This is a genomic window from Acinetobacter sp. YH12235, assembly GCF_013417705.1.
GTDB lineage: Bacteria > Pseudomonadota > Gammaproteobacteria > Pseudomonadales > Moraxellaceae > Acinetobacter.
Map to the genome: position 1 here is coordinate 1 of NZ_VPDL01000002.1, position 19,985 is coordinate 19,985.

General features: G+C 42.5%; 20 protein-coding genes. 8 read left to right on the forward strand and 12 right to left on the reverse strand.

Annotated features, from left to right (window positions below):
* On the forward strand, positions 1 to 385 hold a 385-nt coding region (locus FTV13_RS01250), incomplete at its 5' end, for a transposase (protein WP_180010740.1).
* Here FTV13_RS01250 and FTV13_RS01255 read toward each other — a convergent pair.
* The 3 genes from FTV13_RS01255 to FTV13_RS01265 all read right to left on the reverse strand — a co-directional run bounded on the left by FTV13_RS01255 (position 374) and on the right by FTV13_RS01265 (position 1,635).
* A complete protein-coding gene (locus FTV13_RS01255; RefSeq protein ID WP_257218387.1) occupies positions 374 to 715 on the reverse strand; it encodes a hypothetical protein in 342 nt (113 codons plus the stop codon). The genes FTV13_RS01250 and FTV13_RS01255 overlap by 12 nt on opposite strands.
* Positions 716 to 718: 3 nt before the next feature.
* Positions 719 to 901 (reverse strand): hypothetical protein, encoded by a 183-nt coding sequence (locus FTV13_RS15665; protein WP_179991998.1) that lies wholly within the window; start codon positions 899 to 901, stop codon positions 719 to 721.
* A gap of 116 nt (positions 902 to 1,017) precedes the next feature.
* Positions 1,018 to 1,635, reverse strand: coding sequence for a rhomboid family intramembrane serine protease (locus FTV13_RS01265; protein WP_004783040.1), 618 nt, complete (start codon positions 1,633 to 1,635; stop codon positions 1,018 to 1,020).
* A gap of 158 nt (positions 1,636 to 1,793) precedes the next feature.
* On the opposite strand from FTV13_RS01265, the gene nfuA reads away from it, so the two are divergent.
* Together nfuA and FTV13_RS01275 are read left to right on the forward strand one after the other, a co-directional pair.
* Entirely contained in the window at positions 1,794 to 2,432 is a 639-nt protein-coding gene (gene nfuA / locus FTV13_RS01270; protein WP_034705129.1) for a Fe-S biogenesis protein NfuA, read from the forward strand.
* A gap of 177 nt (positions 2,433 to 2,609) precedes the next feature.
* Complete coding sequence (locus FTV13_RS01275; protein WP_180010742.1) at positions 2,610 to 4,679, forward strand: TonB-dependent receptor domain-containing protein; 2,070 nt, start codon at positions 2,610 to 2,612, stop codon at positions 4,677 to 4,679.
* Between the two features lie 38 nt (positions 4,680 to 4,717).
* Here FTV13_RS01275 and FTV13_RS01280 read toward each other — a convergent pair whose 3' ends face one another.
* A complete protein-coding gene (locus FTV13_RS01280) occupies positions 4,718 to 5,725 on the reverse strand; it encodes a hypothetical protein (RefSeq protein ID WP_125279206.1) in 1,008 nt (335 codons plus the stop codon).
* Positions 5,726 to 5,739: 14 nt separating this feature from the next.
* On the reverse strand, positions 5,740 to 6,777 hold the full coding sequence (locus FTV13_RS01285) for an alpha/beta fold hydrolase (RefSeq protein WP_034170432.1): 1,038 nt from the start codon (positions 6,775 to 6,777) through the stop codon (positions 5,740 to 5,742).
* Positions 6,778 to 7,085: 308 nt separating this feature from the next.
* Here FTV13_RS01285 and FTV13_RS01290 point away from each other — a divergent pair, with 308 nt between their 5' ends.
* On the forward strand, positions 7,086 to 7,700 hold the full coding sequence (locus FTV13_RS01290; RefSeq protein WP_004783034.1) for a carbonic anhydrase: 615 nt from the start codon (positions 7,086 to 7,088) through the stop codon (positions 7,698 to 7,700).
* A 34-nt stretch (positions 7,701 to 7,734) separates the two neighbouring features.
* On the opposite strand, the gene FTV13_RS01295 is transcribed toward FTV13_RS01290, so the two are convergent.
* Positions 7,735 to 8,364 (reverse strand): arylesterase, encoded by a 630-nt coding sequence (locus tag FTV13_RS01295; RefSeq protein ID WP_179992124.1) that lies wholly within the window; start codon positions 8,362 to 8,364, stop codon positions 7,735 to 7,737.
* Between the two features lie 11 nt (positions 8,365 to 8,375).
* On the opposite strand from FTV13_RS01295, the gene FTV13_RS01300 reads away from it, so the two are divergent.
* On the forward strand, positions 8,376 to 9,101 hold the full coding sequence (locus FTV13_RS01300) for an ABC transporter ATP-binding protein (RefSeq protein WP_180010744.1): 726 nt from the start codon (positions 8,376 to 8,378) through the stop codon (positions 9,099 to 9,101).
* A 1-nt stretch (position 9,102) separates the two neighbouring features.
* On the forward strand, positions 9,103 to 11,598 hold the full coding sequence (locus tag FTV13_RS01305) for an ABC transporter permease (RefSeq protein WP_180010746.1): 2,496 nt from the start codon (positions 9,103 to 9,105) through the stop codon (positions 11,596 to 11,598).
* A 3-nt stretch (positions 11,599 to 11,601) separates the two neighbouring features.
* Here FTV13_RS01305 and FTV13_RS01310 read toward each other — a convergent pair whose 3' ends face one another.
* Positions 11,602 to 12,432 carry a rhomboid family intramembrane serine protease gene (locus tag FTV13_RS01310; RefSeq protein WP_180010748.1) on the reverse strand — a complete coding sequence of 277 codons (831 nt, stop codon included), beginning with the start codon at positions 12,430 to 12,432 and terminating at the stop codon, positions 11,602 to 11,604.
* Positions 12,433 to 12,509: 77 nt separating this feature from the next.
* Between FTV13_RS01310 and mtgA the strand changes: the two genes are divergently transcribed.
* Together mtgA and ppk1 are read left to right on the forward strand one after the other, a co-directional pair.
* On the forward strand, positions 12,510 to 13,184 hold the full coding sequence (mtgA, locus tag FTV13_RS01315; RefSeq protein WP_004783023.1) for a monofunctional biosynthetic peptidoglycan transglycosylase: 675 nt from the start codon (positions 12,510 to 12,512) through the stop codon (positions 13,182 to 13,184).
* 111 nt (positions 13,185 to 13,295) lie between these two features.
* Positions 13,296 to 15,377 carry a polyphosphate kinase 1 gene (ppk1, locus tag FTV13_RS01320; protein ID WP_034704182.1) on the forward strand — a complete coding sequence of 694 codons (2,082 nt, stop codon included), beginning with the start codon at positions 13,296 to 13,298 and terminating at the stop codon, positions 15,375 to 15,377.
* 54 nt (positions 15,378 to 15,431) lie between these two features.
* On the opposite strand, the gene FTV13_RS01325 is transcribed toward ppk1, so the two are convergent.
* The 5 genes from FTV13_RS01325 to rubA form a co-directional block, all read right to left on the reverse strand.
* Positions 15,432 to 16,022, reverse strand: a complete 591-nt coding sequence (locus FTV13_RS01325) for a response regulator transcription factor (protein ID WP_180010750.1) — start codon at positions 16,020 to 16,022, stop codon at positions 15,432 to 15,434.
* Between the two features lie 230 nt (positions 16,023 to 16,252).
* Positions 16,253 to 17,161: a LysR family transcriptional regulator OxyR gene (oxyR, locus tag FTV13_RS01330; protein WP_180010752.1), complete on the reverse strand. Its 909-nt coding sequence runs from the start codon at positions 17,159 to 17,161 to the stop codon at positions 16,253 to 16,255.
* Positions 17,162 to 17,174: 13 nt separating this feature from the next.
* Complete coding sequence (gene estB, locus FTV13_RS01335) at positions 17,175 to 18,113, reverse strand: esterase EstB (RefSeq protein WP_218945715.1); 939 nt, start codon at positions 18,111 to 18,113, stop codon at positions 17,175 to 17,177.
* A 57-nt stretch (positions 18,114 to 18,170) separates the two neighbouring features.
* Entirely contained in the window at positions 18,171 to 19,349 is a 1,179-nt protein-coding gene (gene rubB / locus FTV13_RS01340) for a rubredoxin reductase RubB (RefSeq protein WP_175967056.1), read from the reverse strand.
* Between the two features lie 88 nt (positions 19,350 to 19,437).
* Entirely contained in the window at positions 19,438 to 19,602 is a 165-nt protein-coding gene (gene rubA / locus FTV13_RS01345; protein ID WP_004783011.1) for a rubredoxin RubA, read from the reverse strand.
* Positions 19,603 to 19,985 lie beyond the last annotated feature (383 nt).

The window sequence follows — 19,985 nt, forward strand, 5'->3', positions numbered from 1 at the left end:
TTGTTCTGCTTTATCCAATGGACATTTGGCTGATATCAAAATGGTTGAGAGACTCGTTAAAGAGATGGAAGCAAAGTTGTATGGAGATCGTGGCTATATTAGTCAAGAACTGAAGAGTAGGTTGAAAAAGCAAGGTATTGATTTAATTACCTATCATCGAAAAAATATGCAGGCTATACAACTTTCTGAGTCAGATAAATATCACTTAAAACAGCGCAATAAGATAGAGACTTTATTCAGTTTATTGAAAGGTCAGTACAATTTAGTGACAAGCAAAGCACGTAGTGTTCATGGATTTCTAGGAGGGATTTACGCGTCCTTGTGTGCATATCAACTGATCCATAAAAATAAGCCAACAATTCAAATTATGAAGTCATCGGCTTAAGCAGGATTCGGGTTTTTTAAGCTGTTGCTGCAGCGTTGCGATTTTACCGAGCTTTTCAGTAGCAATTTTCTCTTTACCAAATGCACGAGCCAAGACATGGGTACGTTCCGTCAGATTGGCAATATATTGGCTAGTATCTGGAGAAAGATCTAAAGTCGGAGCAATACCTTTAACTGCCTCGGCTTTAGAAGCCGAACGGCCACCGACAATAATCAGATCAGGTTTTGCAGTTTTTAGTACATTGAGATCCGGTTCGAACAGTGAACCAGCTTTGGTGAATTTGTCCTGCTGGTATTTGCTTAAGTTGCCTACAAAGTTTGCTGCAGGCACCAGTTAAGCTTCAAGCCCTAGTGCATTCAAGGTATCCAGTGCCGAAAGGTCATATACTGCGATCTTTTTCGGGGCTTTTTTGAGTTGAATATTTTGGTTTTTATAGTCGAAAGTGACCTGTGCAGAAACTGTAAAGGAAGTTGTCAGTCCTAATATTGTGGCAAGTGCTAAAGTCTTAAATTTCATGTTTATTCCTCTAAATTCGCGACAAGATTAGCATAATTTTTGGAAATGAAAATCATTTTCATATGTGAATGATTAAAAAAGGGATACTGGCTATCCCTTCTTAATCATCCAAGACTTTAGAAAGGGATTTGGGTTAGTTTATTCAGGAAATGTGGAATAAGTCGCGGCTCCAGAATAATCGTCATCACCACACCATAAGCTGCACCCCACAGATGGGCACTGTGATTGATATTACTGTTGCCGCGTTTGCCCGACCAGATACTATAGGCCACATATAAAACAGCAAAAATAATCGCAGGGACTGGAATAAAGAATACGAAAATCAGCTTCCATGGCTCAAATAGAATGTAAGCGAACAGAACGGCGGATACTGCACCGGAAGCACCCAAGCTGGCCCAGCGCGCATCATTTTTATGTTTCAGATAACTTGGCAAAATTGCTGCAACCAGACCACCGAGATAAAACAGGATAAAGCCCAGATCATATAAATACTGGCGATAAAAACTTTCAATAATGCTGCCGAAAAAGAACAGCGTGATCATATTGAACAGTAAATGCGTGCCATCTGCATGAATAAACCCATGGGTAATGAAACGGTCATATTGACCACGTTGCATGGCAGGCGGCCAGAAAATCAGACGATTCATTACTGTTTCTTTTGAAAAAGCAATAAAAGAAACAATACAGGTGATCAGAATAATAGTGACGGTATGATTAAAAGGTAAATCAAGCATATAAGTAATTCTGGTTCTATCTATTTGACAATGATCATGCCATTAAAACAAATCTAAAGTGCGACTTTTATAATAAATCCGACAATTTTGGTTGAATTTTTATAATTACCCCGCATCTTCAGTTAAAATAGCAGCTTCAGCTTGAGGAAATTATTGTTATGTCGACTGAGAACAGCAACACTCCGGTTGCAGAAGAAATTCCAAATCTTTTGATTACACCGACAGCACAAGAGTATTTAAAGGATCTATTGGACAAACAGAATACACCAGGTATTGGCGTACGTGTGTTTGTAGAAAATCCGGGTACACCGCGCGCTGAATGTTGCATGGCTTATAGTGCACCTGATGAGGTTGTACCTACAGACTATAAGCAGGAATATCCAGATTTTCCGGCCTATATTGACTCTCCGTCAATTCCATACTTGCTAGATGCAGTTATTGACTACAATAAAGACCGTTTTGGTGGTCAGCTGACTTTCCGTGCACCAAACTCTAAAGTGCCACGCGTCGGTCCTGATGCCTCTGTAGAAGAGCGTATTACCTATGTGCTTCAGTCAGAAATTAACCCGGGTCTGGCAGGTCACGGTGGTAACTGTGCACTGGTTGAAGTGATTGAAGATCCTGAGCATGGCTTAACTGCAGTTCTTAAGTTTGGTGGTGGTTGCCAGGGCTGTTCAGCAATTGATGTGACTTTAAAACAAGGCGTTGAAACAACCTTGAAACAGCACATTCCTGAGTTGGCACGTGTCGTTGACCAGACTGACCATACCCAAGCTGAAGGTGCTTATTTCAAATAAGTCTTTAAGCTATTTAAGTTTAACTTAAAAAAGACCTCGAATATTCGAGGTTTTTTTAACAATACTAAAGTTAATGATAATAATTATTAATAACAATTGCATTTGGATGTTTTTTCGTTACAATGCTTCAAAAATTCATCACTTTTATTCATAAATTACCTGTGGGGCACCTTCGAAATGAGCAAGCCGTTTATGAAATCGACTTTGGCCTTTGCAGTGCTTTCAGCATTAGCTGTTTCAGTACAAGCACAAGACCAGGTAACTGAAGAACAAAAAGCAACATTACAGACTGAAACTACTAAATTGCAGACCATTGTGGTAACCACAGCGGGCGGTTTTGAACAAAATATTGCAGATGCACCCGCTTCTATTTCAGTCATTACCGCGGAAGAATTACAAAAAAAATCATATACAGATGTAATTGATGCTGTAAAAAATATGCCAGGCGTCTCTGTGCAAGGTGGCGGCAATAATAAAGAGATTACAATCCGAGGTATGGGTGCAACCTATACGAAATACCTTGTTGATGGCAGACCAATTAGCGCCGGTAGGGCAGTGAATGGTAATGGTACAGACGGTGGGAAAATTGGTGCATATTTACCACCAATTAACATGATTGAACGTATCGAAGTCGTACGTGGTCCAATGTCATCACTTTATGGTTCAGATGCTATGGGTGGTGTAATTAATATTATTACTAAAAAAGCGTCTGCTAGTAATTGGTATGGAAGTATTTCTCCTGAATATACGAAGTCTGATAATGATTATGCAAATGATAGTTATGGCGTCAGCATGTATGTCACAGGCCCATTAATTCAAGATAAATTATCTTTAAGTATAGATGGTAACTTCCAGGGGAATGACGAAAGTGACTTTGTCGGTGGAGAAGGGCAAAAATCTGGTTCAAGTGAGTCTGAGAAGAAAGTGAGAAAGCTCGGTACTGAACTGGTTTGGAATGTCGATGAACATAACGATATTGGTTTGAGATATGATTTTACAGGGCAGCAGTACACTACAACACTGGGTAAAAGTGTGGATGTTGCCACTCAAGCCTCTATCAATGAAAATGAGAAAAATCTATATACCTTAACGCATAAAGCACGTTACGATAATTTTACCCTTGATTCATACTATCAAGATGAGACAACTAAAAAAGTTTATAGTGGTGTCGTTGCTGACGAAAAAAATGAAGAATTAAAAGTCTTTAATACACAAGGCTCATTCTTTTTGGGTAACCATGCATTAACAGTGGGTGGTCAATATCAAAAAGAAAAAATCACTGATACCACAAATGGTCTAGCCGATATTACTGGGGTCACTTCACTCGACCGTTGGTTATTTGCCTTATATGCAGAAAATGAGTGGAGCATTACCGATGATTTCGCTTTAACTGTGGGCGCCCGCTACAATAAAGATGAATACTTTGGTGGTGAAATTACACCGCGCGTCTATGGTGTTTATCATTTAACTGATGCTTTAACTTTGAAAGGTGGTGTAAGTACAGGCTATAAACAACCAACGATTAGCCAAATTTCAGAAGGTTTTGGTAGCAGAACAGGAAAAGGCAGTGCTGTCATCATTGGTAACCCTGATTTGTCTCCAGAAAAAAGTATGAGCTATGAATTCGGATTTAACTATTCGGCTCCTGAACTTGGTTTAACAAGCAGTTTAATGGTCTTTAAATCTGATTTTAAAGATAAAATTGTTGAAGATCGTTTATGTGACACGCCAGGAACAACAAATAGTTCTCCTGTAGAAGAATGGAAATGTTCGGCAAATGGCAAGCCATATCGATTTGTTAGCCAAATGAAAAACGTTTCCGATGCAGAAATGAAAGGTGCTGAATTCACATTAGACTATGATGTACTGGATAATCTTCACGCGAGTACAAGTTATACTTATACAAAAACTGAGCAAAAAAGTGGCGAATTTAAAGGCCAGCCTTTAAATAAAATGCCAAAACATATGCTGAATGTCGGTCTGGATTATGATGTTTCAGATACCTGGACGACCTGGATGGACTATAATTACCGTGGCAAAACCAGTGATTATTTAAGCCGTACTTCTATGGATAATGGGACACCGGGATATGGTACTTTTGATGCCGGTGCAGTCTTTAAAGCGACAGATAACTTAAGGTTGACTGCTGGTATTTATAACATTGCCAATAAAGAAATTACCAATGGCGATTATGACATTGTACTTGATGGTCGTAGATACACCGTGGGTATGAATATCAAATTCTAATTCATAGATATGAAAAAGCCGCTCTCGAGCGGCTTTTTTTAGTCTTCAATCTTTAAAATTTTTAAGGTATTTTCAGCATAATAGAATTTTTCCAGATAGGCACGGGCACGTTCACGCAAATAGCCCTGATGAATCATCTGCTGAATAATCGGTGTCAGCAATTCATTCAATTCATGTTGAATCAATGCTTCATCAATATTTAGATCACGCAATAACTGGTCAAAGGTATGTTCCTGATTGCGTACATACCAGGTATAAATCCCGTCATGCAGTTGCTGCTGCATATATTCCGTCTGGCGCATATGATCCCAGATTTCGTGCCCCAAACTTACCGTCTGGTTCAGATCCTGGGTTTCAATATAGTTCTTGAGCACGGACAGCGGCATGTCTTTGATCTTATGCCAGAGATTGGCCTGAAAATGGTATAGCTTGTCATCATCAAAGTGCTGGTTCAGGACATGTTCACTCATTTGGCTGAGTTTTAAAATATTTTTTTGCAGATAACGGGAGACCGTGTTGTCCAGACTGGAATCCGTGACATTTTCTAGAACAGATTTGCCCATTTTCATAAAACGGGAAACGCCCGGAACACTCTTGGCAATCACAGAATTATCCAGATAATCCTGAATCGAATGTTGGATCAGTTGCGTAATCATGGCTGAAAAAGCAGGATTATTCACCACCGCTTTGATCAGGCGCTGACGATGACCACTTTTGCTGGCCACATATTGTGCAATTTTATCAATGGTCAGTACCGGAATGACATCAGCGATTTTAGTTGTATCATTGGCCGGATGGACCAGTGCAAAACGGATATGTTCGGCAATCTGCTCAATTAGAAAAGAACTGGCAGCAGTATCCAGAATCTGCTTTTGTAGCAGCTGATTGATCAGTTCACAGCTCCACAGATCTTTTAGGGTCTGCTTGCGCAACCAGAGATAAAACTCATGAAACTCGCTTTGAATGGTTTCAGATTGAGAAAATACCTGATCAAGAAAATCAAGTTGAGCATCAATCAACTGCTCAATCATCGGGTGTTTCTGCATAACTTCTCTGAAACTTAATTGAAAGGAATGAGTTTATCAGCAAGTGGATTTTTTAGGGTCTGTGTCTTGGCCAGGAAAGGCAAATAATGTTGGGCAACCTGTTTCTCTGCTTCCAGAATCGGCATATGACCAACATTATTTAAAATTACCGGAGTTTCAGCACGTTTCAATAAAGAATATAGCTCTTTCACCACTTCGACATTAATAATTCGGTCCTGTTTTCCCCATAAAATCAAAGTCGGGGCTTCCACTGTACGGGTCAGACGAGCAAAGGTATCAGGCGTATACAGCCGGTTAAGCATTACTACTTGATCAATCGATTTGCTAGTTTGCTCAGAACGGGAAATCAGCAATTTTTCTTGTGCATGTCTAAGCTGATAAGGCATCGCTGGCGGATTCTGCATTAGCTGTTTGGAGACATCTTCCAGATCGCCCGGTTTACTGACAATCAGATCTTTGAGCGCATGTGGGTCTTTGGTATAAGGCGTATTGCCCATTTTATAGATGCCGGCACTATTTACTAGAAACAGGCTTTGGGTATCGAAAGGGTATTGGGATGCATAAACTGTCGCAATTGAACCGCCTAGAGAATGGCCAGCGACATGCAGATTTTTTTCAATCTTCAAGGTTTCGACAAAAGTACGTAATTGCGAAGTGACATTGGGTACAGACAAATCAAAATCTGCTGGAACCCGGGTATCGCCATTGCTCGGCAAATCCGGAATGATGACATGATAATACGGAGTCAAAAACTGGGCGACACGATTCCAATTGTCGCGTGTGCCTGCTAGGCCATGAATCAGGATAATCGAGGGTTTGTTTTTTGCACCGCCTTCGCTATAACTCCAAGTCACATCCCCGACTTTCAAGGTTTTGGATTGTAGACCCGCCTGGATGCGTTGCTGGCTCAGGTAAAGCTGTAAAACTTCGGCAGATTTGGCTTTCGGCGGCGTAAACAGATATTGGCTATGGCTCAGGCTAGATAGGCTAAGACCCAGAGCGACTAAAGTGGAATAGATAATTTTTGAGCGCAATTTTATTATTTTCTTCATTAGCACTGTCCCCTGAAAAAACTGAGCAAAAACGCTCAAAATACTTCCGTGTTATCGATTTGCAATTTATAGATGAATCAAATCGTAATCTTTCACTTATTTTAAAGCATTCCTTAATATTGTACATCTGTTAATTATTAGCTTGAGCAGAAAAACTGCTCAAAAAACGTGATGAATTTCACAGAAAAATTCCCAGAACAAGAAATCATCAAAGCGCTAAAAATTTTACAGCTAATTTTTTTTGCAAGTGACATTCAAAAAATCTAGCAGTAAGATATTCCCACTAAAAACATCGATGGTAAAAAAGAATGCTCACAGCTCAGGAAGCTATAGATCGTCTTAAAAAGGGTAACCAGCGCTTTGTCAATGGTGAAACGCAGCATTTAAAATTATTATCGCATCAGCAACGTGCTGAGATGGCAGAAAGTCAGGAACCATTTGCTATTGTTTTAGGATGTTCAGATTCACGTGTACCTGCAGAAATGGTCTTTGACCAGGGTCTGGGTGATCTGTTTGTCATTCGGGTAGCAGGTAATATTGTTGCACCGTCTCAGGTCGGCAGTGTCGAGTTCGCAGCAGAAAGCTTTGGCTGTCCGATTGTGATTGTCTTGGGTCATACGCATTGTGGCGCTATTCATTCAACAATTGAAGCATTAACCAATCCGGCAACACCGCCATCTGCAAATCTGATGTCAATCGTGAACCGTGTACGTCCATCAGTTGAAATTCTAATGCAGACTGAACTGAAAGATGACCTGAATAAACTGTCTAAACATGCAGTCCGTTCCAATGTATTTGCTTCAGTAAATCAATTACGTCATGGTTCTGCGGTTCTGGAAAGCCTGATTGCTAAAGGTAAGTTACAGGTGATTGGTGCAGAATATTCACTTGAAACCGGTGAAGTAACTTTCTTTGACTTCTAAGAAAATTTTAAGATTTGATTCAGTTAAAGGCGCCTTAGAGGGCGCCTTTAATATAAGGATAAGCATTATTTAATAAAATAGTCTGGGCTTTGGTGTTGGGATGAATCTGATCCTGTTGCATCAGACTTTTATTGCCAGCGACGCCTTGCATAAAGAAGGGTAGTAGTTTGACCTTATACTGCTGACTGACCACCTTATAGTTATTTTCAAAAGCCTTACTATATGCTTGGCCATAATTTGGTGGCATTTTCATTCCAAAAACAACCACATTCGCCTTGGCTTTCTGACTTTGTTGTACCAGAGCTGCTAAATTTTTTTGAATCATTTGGGGTGGCTGTCCACGCAGGCCATCATTCCCGCCAAGCTCAATCACCACAATATCTGGACGGTGCGTCTGTAGCAGTTTCGGCAGCCTTGCCAAGGCACCACTGGTGGTTTCACCGCTCACACTTGCATTGACCACTTTATGCTGTTTCGGATAGTGTTGGTCCAAACGCTTTTGTAATAAATGTACCCAACCTTGCTGTGGTTGCATGCCATAACCAGCACTTATACTGTCACCCACAATCATAATGGTCTTTGCCGACAGACTAAAAGGAATCAGGCATAGTCCAAAGAATACCAGGCAAGGCAATACACGATTTTTCTGATTTAGATCTTTCATATAGGACACGTATGATTCAAAGCAGCAACGATTCGACCATCATGCCACAAGCGATTATTTCTGCCCAGAAATTGACACAAAAGATACAACTTTCACAAAAACAACTGACTATTTTTGAAGATCTTTCGCTGGAAATTTTGACTGGAGAACAGGTCGCCATTACTGGGCGTTCCGGTTCAGGAAAGTCGACTTTACTGGGCATTTTGGCCACTTTGGATCAGGCTAGTTCCGGGCAGTTAACGGTTTGTAGAGAGCTGGTATCGAACTTGAATGAAGAACAGCGTGCTTTAGTCCGGCTAAAAAATATTGGCTTTGTATTTCAGTCTTTCCAGCTTTTACCTCATCTTACTGCGCTTGAAAATGTCATGCTGCCTTTACGTTTACAGCTAGATTTTAAATATAGTGATGCCGAACAAAAGGCGCTGGCATTGCTACAAAAGGTCGGATTAGACCGTCAGGCTCAGCAAACACCAAAAGTACTGTCTGGTGGGGAGCAGCAACGTGTCGCTATTGCCCGCGCATTGGTCAGTGAACCCAAAATCATATTTGCTGATGAACCGACAGGTAATCTGGATGGGGAAACCGCTCAGGAAATTGAACAGCTGCTCTTTCAGTTAAATCGCGAATTAGGCACCACGCTGGTTCTGGTTACCCATGATCCTGATCTGGCCCGACAATGCCAGCGTCATTTTGAACTGGTCAATGGTCAGCTGATTGAACATGCGAGTGGAGGCTGATATGCAGCATCTTTTTCATCCTTTACTCAGACAAAGTTTTAATACGACAGGGATTTATCTGCTAATCATCGCGCTGACCTTAGCGATTAGTGCCACAACGGCACTAAAGTTCAGTAATGAACAGATTCAGAACGCCGTTGCTTTACAGGCAGCTGAAATGCTGGCGGGAGATTTGGTACTTTCTGATAATGAGCCGCTAGCTCAGGAATGGCGTGATCAGGCCAGGCAGCTCGATTTACAGCAATCTGAAGTCACATTTTTCAGTACGATGGCTTATACCAATGATCAGTTTGTCATGGTCAATGTTAAGGCTATTGATCAGGCTTTTCCTTTACGAGGAGAGCTACGGGTTCAGCCTGCAGCAGATAAAATCCAAGCGGGGGAAATCTGGCTGAGTTCACGGGCCATGGATCTGCTCAAGGTCAAACTGGGTGATGAACTGAATATCGCCGATGCCAAATTTAAGGTTACTGCAAAAATTGAGCAGGATTCTAATCAGGAGCTGGGTTTTTCTGGCTTTTCGCCGACTGTGATTATTGCTCAGTCAGAAGTGGCGCGCACCAATGCGATTCAGGTCGGTAGCCGGATTGATTACCGCTTACTAATGGCGGGTCATCCAGCCGATACCCGGCAATATGAAACCTGGTTCAAGCAGAAGATAAAATCTGAAAATGGGACTTCAGATGAAGCAGATGCTGAGGTTGAGGGACAAGAACTGGAACAGCAGGGCAGTCTACGCTTGCGTAATGCCAGCGAAGGCAATACCCGTTTAATGAAACCAATTGCCAATCTGGATACTTTTCTGCAACTGGCGAATATTCTCACCATTTTATTATGCGGGATTGCCATTGCTTTAACCGCACAACGTTATGTACAGCAGAACCAGGATCATATTGCCCTGATGCGTTGTATTGGCGCGACCAAAAATCAGATTCTAGCCGCTTATCTGGCTTTGCTGGGTTTAGTGCTTTTAATCGCCATGTTGATTGGTAGCGTGATAGGTGTTGCATTGGGTTATGGCTTGCTGCAGCTCATGCTACAGCTGATTCCAAACTTGCAGCTTGAGTTCTCTGCTACGGCGATGCTGCTGGGGCCCTTGCCAATTGCCATGCTGACCAGTGCAGTGGTGTTACTGGGCTTTGTCATGCCCAGTCTGTTTCAACTCTTAAATACTCCTCCGATTCGGGTCATTCGTCAGCAGGAAAAATCCGTCCATTCGATGTTGTGGATGTTACTGACCGGAACCTTAAGTCTGATTATTTTCAGTGTGATTTTAACGGAAAATATCGTGCTGACAGCTTGGGTGATTGGGGCCATTATTCTGCTTTGTGCTGTTCTGTATTTTACGGTCTGGAGTATTTTAAAACTGCTGCGTAATCTGAAATTCAATCTGTCTGCCTATGTACGGACACCGTATCAGACCGCTTTACAGATTACTGCCTTAGCTTTAGGACTCAGTTTGATTAGTGTGCTGGCTGTACTGCGTACAGATTTACTTGATCGATGGCAGCAACAGTTGCCGGAAGGGACACCCAACCAGTTTGTCTATGGTCTGCCGCCTTTTGATATGCCTGACTTAAAAGCTCAGTTAGAACAGAATGGCTGGAAAAGCACGCCGCTTTATCCCAATATTCGCGGGCGCCTGGTAGCGAAAAATGATCATCCTTTTGCTGCTGAACTGGTCAAAAAGAGTAATACCTTAAGACGTGAACTGAATCTGACCCAGTCGGATCGCTATCCTCAGGATAATGTGATTGTTCAGGGGGAGGCAGGATTGAAACAGCCGGGTGAGGTTTCGGTCGAAGCCAATACTGCACAAGAGCTGGGCATCAAACTGGGAGATAAGCTCAGCTTTAGCCTGCCTGAAGGCATACTCGAAGCCAAAGTGGTGAATCTCAGAACGGTAGAGTGGGAGAGTTTTAGTCCAAACTTCTTCTTTATCTTTGCACCGAATACTATGGATGCCAATGCGGGCAGTTATCTGGGCAGCTTCTATGTACCGGAAACAGACAAAGATAAACTGGTGAATCTGGTTCAGCGTTTTTCGAATACGGTATTTATTGATGTCAGCCTGATTCTGGAAGAAATCAAACGAATTGTGAATGTGCTGGTACAGATCATTACCATTCTGGCTGTGCTGGTCAGTGTATCCGGTTTTCTGGTACTGATGGCCTGTCTAAACCTGCTCATGGATGAACGTAAACGTGAAGTGGCTTTGCTCCGGTCTTTTGGTAGTTCCAAACAAAAGCTGAAAACCATGATGAGTCTGGAAATCGGTTTTATCGGACTATTCGCCGGTATTGTTTCATGTCTGTTTGCAGAAGTGATCAGCGCCATTGCCAGCTATAAGATGGATCTGATCATCCAGCCTCATTGGGAAATCTGGGTTATCTTACCTGTGTTTATGACTGTATTATGTACCCTGATCGGGCGTTATCGTCTGAGTTATCTTTCCGAGATTCCACCTTTACAAAGCCTGCGTGAGATGAATCAATAAGATTCATTTCGCAGGTTGATCGGCCAACTGCTGTTGTAGCATTTGTAAAATCTCTTGCCAGAGTGGGCGGATCGGTTCAAGTAAAGCCAGATTATATTGATACAGCACGATACAGGCAGCGACGCCGAGCAGTAAGGCAACCAGACTGACCAAACGGCCACGCTGCATTTTCTGACCAAGATACCAGAGCGCTGTTAGTCCGGCCCCCATGATCATGCCGCCAATATGTGCGGCATTGTTAATTCCGCTGATCATAAAGCCCATCGCCAGGTTAAGGCCCATGATCATTACGAGCGTTTTTTTATCCAGAATAAAAGGCTGACGGGGCAACATTGGTAGTAAAGATAGAACAGTCAGGGAGGCACCGAGACCCATGACTGCACCCGAAGCACCCGCACTAACACCCGGCAATAAGCCAGGATTGGCTACACCGCCTTCGATTAAGGCATAACTGTCCTGGATACTCATATAGCCACTGAGCAAGCTACCCATCAGGCCGGCACAAATATAAAGACCTGTAAAATAGACCCGGCCAAAAATTTGTTCAGCGACACTACCAAAAATATACAGTGCCCACATATTCAACATCAGGTGAATTAAGCCAAAATGAAAAAACATGCTACTAAACAGGCGTATGGGTTCCGCTAAATACGTTAAAGGTGCATAATCTGCTCCCCAGCGAATGGCATCTGGAGAACTTGGCTGTGTGATGTCCATTCCATTCAGAACCTGCCAGCCAAACAGGCCGACATTGATACAGATCAGGAGTGCGGTCATCCACCAGAGCTGCATTTCCAGTTTGCGATGTGTTGTTGGGGGAGAATATTCAGGCATGCTATTTTTTTGCTGTGATTGTATATTTCGAATAAGCTTAACACGAAAAATTGAATTTTCAGGAGTAACGCACTGACATGAAAGCCTTTCTGACCCGCACCCTTCTCGTGATTGTCAGTGTGATTCTACTTGTTCAACTGTGGATTTTTGCAAGTTTAGCCTGGTGGCGAACCAATCCGGTGAATACCACCATGATGATGCGGATCGATTATTGGACTGAACCCTCCAAGCCCATTCAACATCAGTGGCGCCCTTATGATGAAATCAGTACCAATCTCAAGCGGGCGGTAGTGACGGCAGAAGATGGAAAATTCATGCACCATCATGGCTTTGACTGGGATGGTATTCAGACTGCGCTCAGCCGTAACAAGAATGAAGGCCGTGTCGTGGCAGGGGGGTCAACCATTTCCCAGCAGCTGGCTAAAAACCTGTTCCTTGTCAACAAGCGTTCATTCCTGCGTAAAGGTCAGGAAGCTGTTGCGACCTGGATGATGGAGCGCATGTGGTCTAAAGAGCGTATTCTGGAAGTGTATTTAAACTCGATTGAGTTTGGAGACAATATCTATGGAGCAGAAGCGGCAGCCAAACATTATTTTGGTAAGACTGCAGAGAGCCTGACTCGTGATCAGGCCATCTTCCTGGCAGCGATTCTCACCAATCCAAAATATTTTGAAGATCATCGTAATGCATCAGCCCTAAAAGCACGTAAACGTATGATTCAGCGTTATATGCGCTATGCTGAAATCCCTTAAATAAAAATATCAAGATAAAGCCCAAATATTTGGGCTTTTTTTATGAAAATGTCATTAATTTGAAGCATACTAAAAGCAATAAGCAAGACTTGAAAATAGCGTAGGTTTGATATGAATACGGCAGCCAGTACGACTTCGGCACCAACCGAATATACTTATAATGATCGTTACATTAATCGTGAACTGTCTATTCTGGATTTCCATTTGCGAGTGCTGGAACAGGCGGTTGATCCATTGCATCCTTTGCTGGAACGCATGAATTTTCTACTGATCTTTTCACGTAATTTAGATGAGTTTTTTGAAATTCGTGTGGCTGGCGTCATGGAACAACTGGATTTGGGTAATGAAAGCCGCAGTCCGGATGGTTTAACACCAAAACAAGTATTAGAACAGATTGCCGAAACAGCGCATGCCGCCATTGAACGCCAGTACCGTATTTTAAATGAAGAGATTTTGCCTAAACTGCGTGAGGAAGATATCTGCTTCCTGCGCCGTGGAGAGCTAACACCGGCACAATCGGCCTGGGTGAAAAAATATTTTCAGGAGCAGGTTGCGCCAGTTTTAACGCCCATTAGCCTTGATCCGGCACATCCATTCCCACGATTGGTCAACAAATCCTTAAACTTTATTGTGACGCTCGAAGGGAAAGATGCCTTTGGCCGTCAGATCGATCTTGCGGTTGTTCCTGCGCCACGTTCATTGCCACGTGTTGTGCGTTTACCGGATGAACTGACTGATGGTAAAGAACATCATGTGATGTTATCCGCCATCATTCATGAACATGTGTCTGACCTGTTCCCGGGCATGACCGCGACTGGCTGCTATCAGTTCCGTGTTACCCGGAATGCCGATCTGGCCTTAAATGAAGATGTTGAAGATCTGGCCAAAGCCTTAAAAGGCGAGCTGAGTTCGCGCCGTTTTGGCCGTGCAGTCCGTCTGGAAGTCACTGAAAATTGTCCACAGCATATTTATGAATATCTGCTGGAAGAATTTGATCTGGATGAAGAACAGCTCTATAAAGTGGCAGGACCGGTTAATCTGGCGCGGTTACTGTCCAACTTCAAACGTCCACATCTACGTTATGATTCACATACGCCAATTCTGCCTAAAGTACTGAAGAAATCTGAAAATGTTTTCAGTGCCATGCAGAAGCAGGATATTTTGCTACATCATCCATTTGAATCTTTTGCACCAGTGATTACGCTGTTACGTGAAGCGGCACGTGACCCTCAGGTACTGGCAATCAAGCAGACATTGTATCGTAGTGGTCCAGATTCCGAGATCGTGCAGGTGCTGGCAGAAGCGGCCCGTAACGGTAAGGAAGTGACTGCAGTCATCGAGCTGCGTGCACGTTTTGATGAAGAATCTAATATTGCAGTTGCCAATGTGCTGCAAGAAGCGGGTGCTGTCGTGGTCTATGGCATTGTTGGCTATAAAACCCATGCCAAAATGATTCTGGTGGTACGCCGAGAAAATAACAAGTTGGTGCGTTATGTACATCTGGGTACCGGAAATTATCATGCCGGCAATGCGCGAATTTATACCGACTATGGTCTCTTAACCACGGACAAAGATCTATGTGAAGATGTGCATCGTATCTTCCAGGAATTGACTGGAATGGGGAAAATGGCCAAGCTGAAAAAGCTGCTCCATGCACCATTTACCTTGCATGCCCAGCTCATCAACTATATTGATAATGAAATTGCCAATGCCAAAGCGGGCAAGAAAGCCCAGATTATCGTGAAGGTCAATGCTTTAACTGAACTGCAACTCATCAACAAACTTTATGAAGCTTCTCAAGCAGGTGTACAGATTGATCTGATTATCCGCTCGATTTGTTGTCTACGTCCAGGCTTGCCGGGACTTTCAGAGAATATTCGGGTACGTTCAATCGTCGGCCGTTTCCTGGAACATACGCGCGTATTTTATTTTAGCAATAATGGCAATTCCCGCATTTATTGCTCAAGCGCAGACTGGATGGATCGTAACCTGTTTAATCGTGTAGAAGCCTGTTTTCCGATTGAAGATGAAGCATTAAAGAAACGCATTTACCAGCAAGGCTTATTAAATTACCTGAAAGACAATCAACAGGCCTGGTTGTTACAGGGAGATGGAACCTGGGTGCGTGCTCAAGTCGCTGAAGGTGAACAACCACATAATGCACAGCGTACTTTATTGGAAACCTTTAAATAACTCAAACAAACTAAAAAAGGTTGATGATTCAGCCTTTTTTATGCCCTATTTGATTTAGAAATCAGTTAAAGGATTCGCGAGTTTTTGATAGATTCTGCGAATAGCAGCATAAATCTGGTAATCGTGCAGACTTAATCTGTTTTGAATTTCGGCCAAAGCCAGGTCTTGGCTAAAATACTTTAAAATTTGTACTTCAGTCTGATTTAAAAGATGTATCTTTGTTTCCTGGCTCACTAAATAACGGGCTAATTCAGGATGTAGGTCGGCACCACCTCGTAGGATGATTTTCAGGCCTGCTACTACTTTTGAAACAGGATGCGAAGCAATCAGATATCGATCCACGCCAGATGACAAGAATAAATTAATCATTTCAAGTGAATCATCAGCTAAAACTATAATCAGATGAGGAATCTGGATTCGTGCTTGAATTACATTAAGATTCTTAAGTTGCGTTTTCTCATGAATCTCATATAACACGAGATTGGGAAGATACTGTTCAATATGCGATTGAGCAGACAGATGATTGGTATAGGACAGCATATCCGGTTGATAACCGAGCTGTAGCAATGCAAGATCAAGATTGGAAGAGAGCGGGGGTGGATAAGGTTGCACCAATAATACGGGTGCAGGCAAAAATGAGGCCAAAGAAATCTTATCCTGAGAGTAATTAATATACAGATGTATTTTGGCTTGAATTATTATCAATGCCAATCCCCAGAAATAGGGATTTAATTTTTATATATTATAAATAGTTAAAGTTTAAAAATTGGTTTTGAATCATTTTAATTGACTGAATTTATAAAAATTAAATTTATCAGAAGACACAGGCAATAAAAAAGGAGCAATCTAAGTGCTCCTTTTTTCTTAGGGCTTAATTAAGTTGCATCATGGGCAGTAATTTTTTGCAAAATTTGTAATAACACATCAAATTCGCTTTGTAACGGTGTGCTCTTACGAGTGACCAGCGCCAGAGTACGGCTTGGTGCAGCATTGATTGGATTGATGCGCAGATCCGGATTGGCTTTGATCATATTGGTATGCAGCGCGATTTCAGGCAACAAGGTAAAACCAAGATCAGCAGACACCATTTCGATCAACGTCGGTAATGAACTTGCTTTCAGGCGATGATCATTTTTACGCTCACCAATCGGGCAGGCACTCAATGCATGATCACGCAAGCAATGGCCTTCTTCCAACAGCATCAGGCGAGACAGATCCAGATCTTCCAGAGATTTGGCTTGAGCCGCATTCTGGTCAGATTTGTGATGTACCAGATACAGATTCTCTTTGGCAATTTCAGCAACTTTCAAGCTACGGGTATCGAAAGGTAGAGCGAGCACCACCATATCCAGATTACCATGCTCCAGTTTCTCTACAATTTTCTCACTTTGAGCTTCATGTAAATGTAGCTGGATTTTCGGTAGCTGCTGATGCACTTCATCCAGAAATTGCGACAGGATGAAAGGGGCAATGGTTGGAATAACGCCAAGATGCAGATCACCGGTTAATGGTTCACTCATTTCACGACTTAAACGCATTAAGTCCTGAGCATCAGCCAGTAGAACACGGGCACGTGCAACCACTTGTTCACCAAGCGGCGTTAAACGTACATTCTGGCGATCGCGTTCAACAAGAACGCCACCGAGTAAACGCTCCAGCTCCATAATACCGCCAGACAAAGTTGACTGGGTAACAAATGAGCGGCGAGCAGCTTCTGTAAAATGCAGCGTCTCAGACAGTGTTACGAGGTATGACAGCTGTCTTAGGGATGGTAATGCAGCCATAGTGTCCTAATGTTTATGATTTAAAATGATCAGCAAATAATTCGCTAAGATATGGAATAAAATGCGGAGGGATATCATGCCCCATTCCATCAATTAATTCAAATTTAGCCCCTGAAATTGCTTTTGCAACAGCCTTACCATGACTAGGAGGCAGCAATCTGTCACGAGCACCATGAACCACCAGGGTCTCTTGTTGGATTTGCTTGTCCAGTTGCAGCAATGAACCCGTACATAATATTGCTAAAAACTGTTGAAGTACACCCGCTGGATGGTAACTTCGCTTATATAACTTACGGGCGGTCTGAATCGCTTCCAGATGATTCACATAACCCGGCGAGCCAATAATATTAAACAGCTTCAAGCTATGATCGACAATGCCATCTTCATCTGTGGAAGCGGGTTTGTCAATTAAACTAAAGAGTTGCTTTGGAAAAGGCGGAGGTAACAGTGGCTGGTTATTACTGGTAAACAGTAAACCCATTTTTTTAACTTTGTCAGGATAACGTGCGGCCAGAATCTGGGCAATCATGCCGCCCATAGAGGCACCGAGCACATAGACCTGACCCAGTCCCATTTTTTCAATCAGAAGATGTACATCATCTGCCATATCATACAGCGTATAAGGCGCGCCCTGATTGCCTAAACCCAGTACAAAACGGCTCATCATTTTTAAGGTGTTTAAGCGAGGTCCTTTATGGTGAATCTTGGAAGATAAACCAATATCCCGGTTGTCAAAACGCACCAGATGATAGCCCTGATCAATGAGTGATTTACAGAAGAAATCGGGCCAGTATAGCATCTGTGCCCCAAGTCCCATAATCAGCAGAATGGTCGGGTGTTCAGGATTTCCTCCGACTTCCACGTGCAATTCGATGCCATTGCCAAGATCGGCCTTGGTTTCACGCATGAAAGCTGTATACGGAGAATGATTGAACTGCAGGGCACTGTGCATGATGTATTTCCTGATTAAAGGACATTTCGCTTAAAAAATGTCCTTTGTATTAAACATCTAAACTGTAGCTGGAATCAAGTCAGGAACCTGCTTGGTCAATGCCAGGCGTTGTTTGGCAGCAGTGGCACCAAGCAGGACAAATCCACGCAAAGTACCGCTGGCATCAAAGGCTTTGGCCAGCATACCGTCATCAAACTCTTCATTTTCCCAAGTTACTTCGACATCAACCGGAGCAGGAAGGACAGTCAATGGCGCAGCTGGCGTTTTTACCGCAACAGGCATTGCTGGATAATGGACTGCAGTATGTTCGCCATTCAATGTTTTAGACAGGGCGCGGGCCTGCTGCATGATTGGCATGACATATGGCAAAAGCATTCCATTTACTTCCGCACAGTCGCCTACTGCATAAATGTCCGGTTGATTGGTTTCTAGTTTTGTATTGGTCAGAATCCCGCGACTGGTATGAATATCGGCTTCTTTTGCGACAGAAATATTCGGTTGTAAGCCCACAGCAGAGAGCACCACGTCAGCAACTACTGATTGGCCATTGGCAAGTGTTACCAGATAGTCACCATTTTCAACTTTAGAGACTTTTTCAACTGTTGTTCCTAATACAAAATGAATGCCCGTCTCTTCAAGATTTTGCTGAAAAGCATCTGCGACATGAGCTGGTAATAAGCGACCTAAAGGCTGGGGTGCCAGATCAATCACAGTGACCTGATGATTGGTATGCTGCAAGTCATTGGCAAATTCACAGCCGATCAGGCCTGCGCCTAGAATCACCACGCGTTTATCCTCACGTGCTGCCAGATTATGACGGAAAGCTTTATAGTCAGTCAGGTTATTGACCATATGAATATCGTCGCTGGCATCACCGGCAATGGCTAGGCGTACTGGATTGGCACCTACAGCTAGCACCAGTTTAGAATAATCCTGTGTGCTTTCCTGACCGTCTTTTTCTAAAGTTAGCTGATGTTGTTCAGGATGAATCACTTTGACCCAGGTGTTTTTTTCGATGCGCATTTTCAGCTGTGCTGACATTTTTTCTGCATCACCCAAAGGGATGTGTTCTGGCGCTTTGTTTCCTGCTAAAGCATTAGAAAGCGTAGGTTTTGCATAATTAGTCGCATCATCAGCACAAATCATGACAAGTTCATGGTCTGGGTTGAGTTTGCGAAACTCACGGGCAACAGCATAACCCGCCATGCCCGAACCAATGATGACGATAGGATGCATACGATTCTCCATGCTTTTTTAAATTAGTTTTTTTCAGGTATAAAGGACATAAAAAAGACCATTCAATATGGTCTTTAAAAGAACATGATTAGATTTCAATCATTTCAAAATCGACTTTAGAAACACCACAATCCGGACAAGTCCAGTCATCAGGAATATCTTCCCATTTGGTTCCAGGAACGATTCCGTCCTGAGGCCAACCTTCTGCCTCGTCATAAATCCATCCACAAACGATGCATTGATATTTTTTCATATAACTCTCCAAAACTGACCAACTGTAGCTGTCAGCTTAAAATCCACAAATGGCAAGACCCTAAAGAATATGACTTTTAATAGTAAACATATTTGGCTAAATTTTTACGCAGTTCTATTCATAAAGTAAAGCGAATAAAAGTTTAATCAGTGAAATTAACAGCAGAAAGGTCAGTCCCTAGATATTTCACTACTAGAAATATATTTAAGGTTAGGCAAAGAGTTGTATTTTTAGTTTTATAAAATACTCTTCTGACTTAGATTAAGCTGTAGACCAAAGTCGGGCAGAAAAAATGATTAAAATCAGTTAACTTAGACTCAGCAAAGTCTTTATTAAATATTTTTTAAAATAAATTTATATATTTAAATCAGCTGGTTAGTATT

What these genes read in the sequence shown, in the direction of transcription:
- nfuA (WP_034705129.1), top strand. Translation starts at nt 1,794, where the DNA reads ATGTCGACTGAGAACAGCAACACTCCGGTTGCAGAAGAAATTCCAAAT.
- mtgA (WP_004783023.1), top strand. Translation starts at nt 12,510, where the DNA reads ATGAAAGCCTTTCTGACCCGCACCCTTCTCGTGATTGTCAGTGTGATT.
- FTV13_RS01280 (WP_125279206.1), bottom strand. Translation starts at nt 5,725, where the DNA reads ATGCAGAAACACCCGATGATTGAGCAGTTGATTGATGCTCAACTTGAT.
- FTV13_RS15665 (WP_179991998.1), bottom strand. Translation starts at nt 901, where the DNA reads ATGAAATTTAAGACTTTAGCACTTGCCACAATATTAGGACTGACAACT.
- FTV13_RS01305 (WP_180010746.1), top strand. Translation starts at nt 9,103, where the DNA reads ATGCAGCATCTTTTTCATCCTTTACTCAGACAAAGTTTTAATACGACA.
- FTV13_RS01275 (WP_180010742.1), top strand. Translation starts at nt 2,610, where the DNA reads ATGAGCAAGCCGTTTATGAAATCGACTTTGGCCTTTGCAGTGCTTTCA.
- rubA (WP_004783011.1), bottom strand. Translation starts at nt 19,602, where the DNA reads ATGAAAAAATATCAATGCATCGTTTGTGGATGGATTTATGACGAGGCA.
- FTV13_RS01310 (WP_180010748.1), bottom strand. Translation starts at nt 12,432, where the DNA reads ATGCCTGAATATTCTCCCCCAACAACACATCGCAAACTGGAAATGCAG.
- rubB (WP_175967056.1), bottom strand. Translation starts at nt 19,349, where the DNA reads ATGCATCCTATCGTCATCATTGGTTCGGGCATGGCGGGTTATGCTGTT.
- FTV13_RS01290 (WP_004783034.1), top strand. Translation starts at nt 7,086, where the DNA reads ATGCTCACAGCTCAGGAAGCTATAGATCGTCTTAAAAAGGGTAACCAG.
- FTV13_RS01285 (WP_034170432.1), bottom strand. Translation starts at nt 6,777, where the DNA reads ATGAAGAAAATAATAAAATTGCGCTCAAAAATTATCTATTCCACTTTA.
- ppk1 (WP_034704182.1), top strand. Translation starts at nt 13,296, where the DNA reads ATGAATACGGCAGCCAGTACGACTTCGGCACCAACCGAATATACTTAT.
- oxyR (WP_180010752.1), bottom strand. Translation starts at nt 17,161, where the DNA reads ATGGCTGCATTACCATCCCTAAGACAGCTGTCATACCTCGTAACACTG.
- FTV13_RS01300 (WP_180010744.1), top strand. Translation starts at nt 8,376, where the DNA reads ATGATTCAAAGCAGCAACGATTCGACCATCATGCCACAAGCGATTATT.
- estB (WP_218945715.1), bottom strand. Translation starts at nt 18,113, where the DNA reads ATGCACAGTGCCCTGCAGTTCAATCATTCTCCGTATACAGCTTTCATG.
- FTV13_RS01265 (WP_004783040.1), bottom strand. Translation starts at nt 1,635, where the DNA reads ATGCTTGATTTACCTTTTAATCATACCGTCACTATTATTCTGATCACC.
- FTV13_RS01295 (WP_179992124.1), bottom strand. Translation starts at nt 8,364, where the DNA reads ATGAAAGATCTAAATCAGAAAAATCGTGTATTGCCTTGCCTGGTATTC.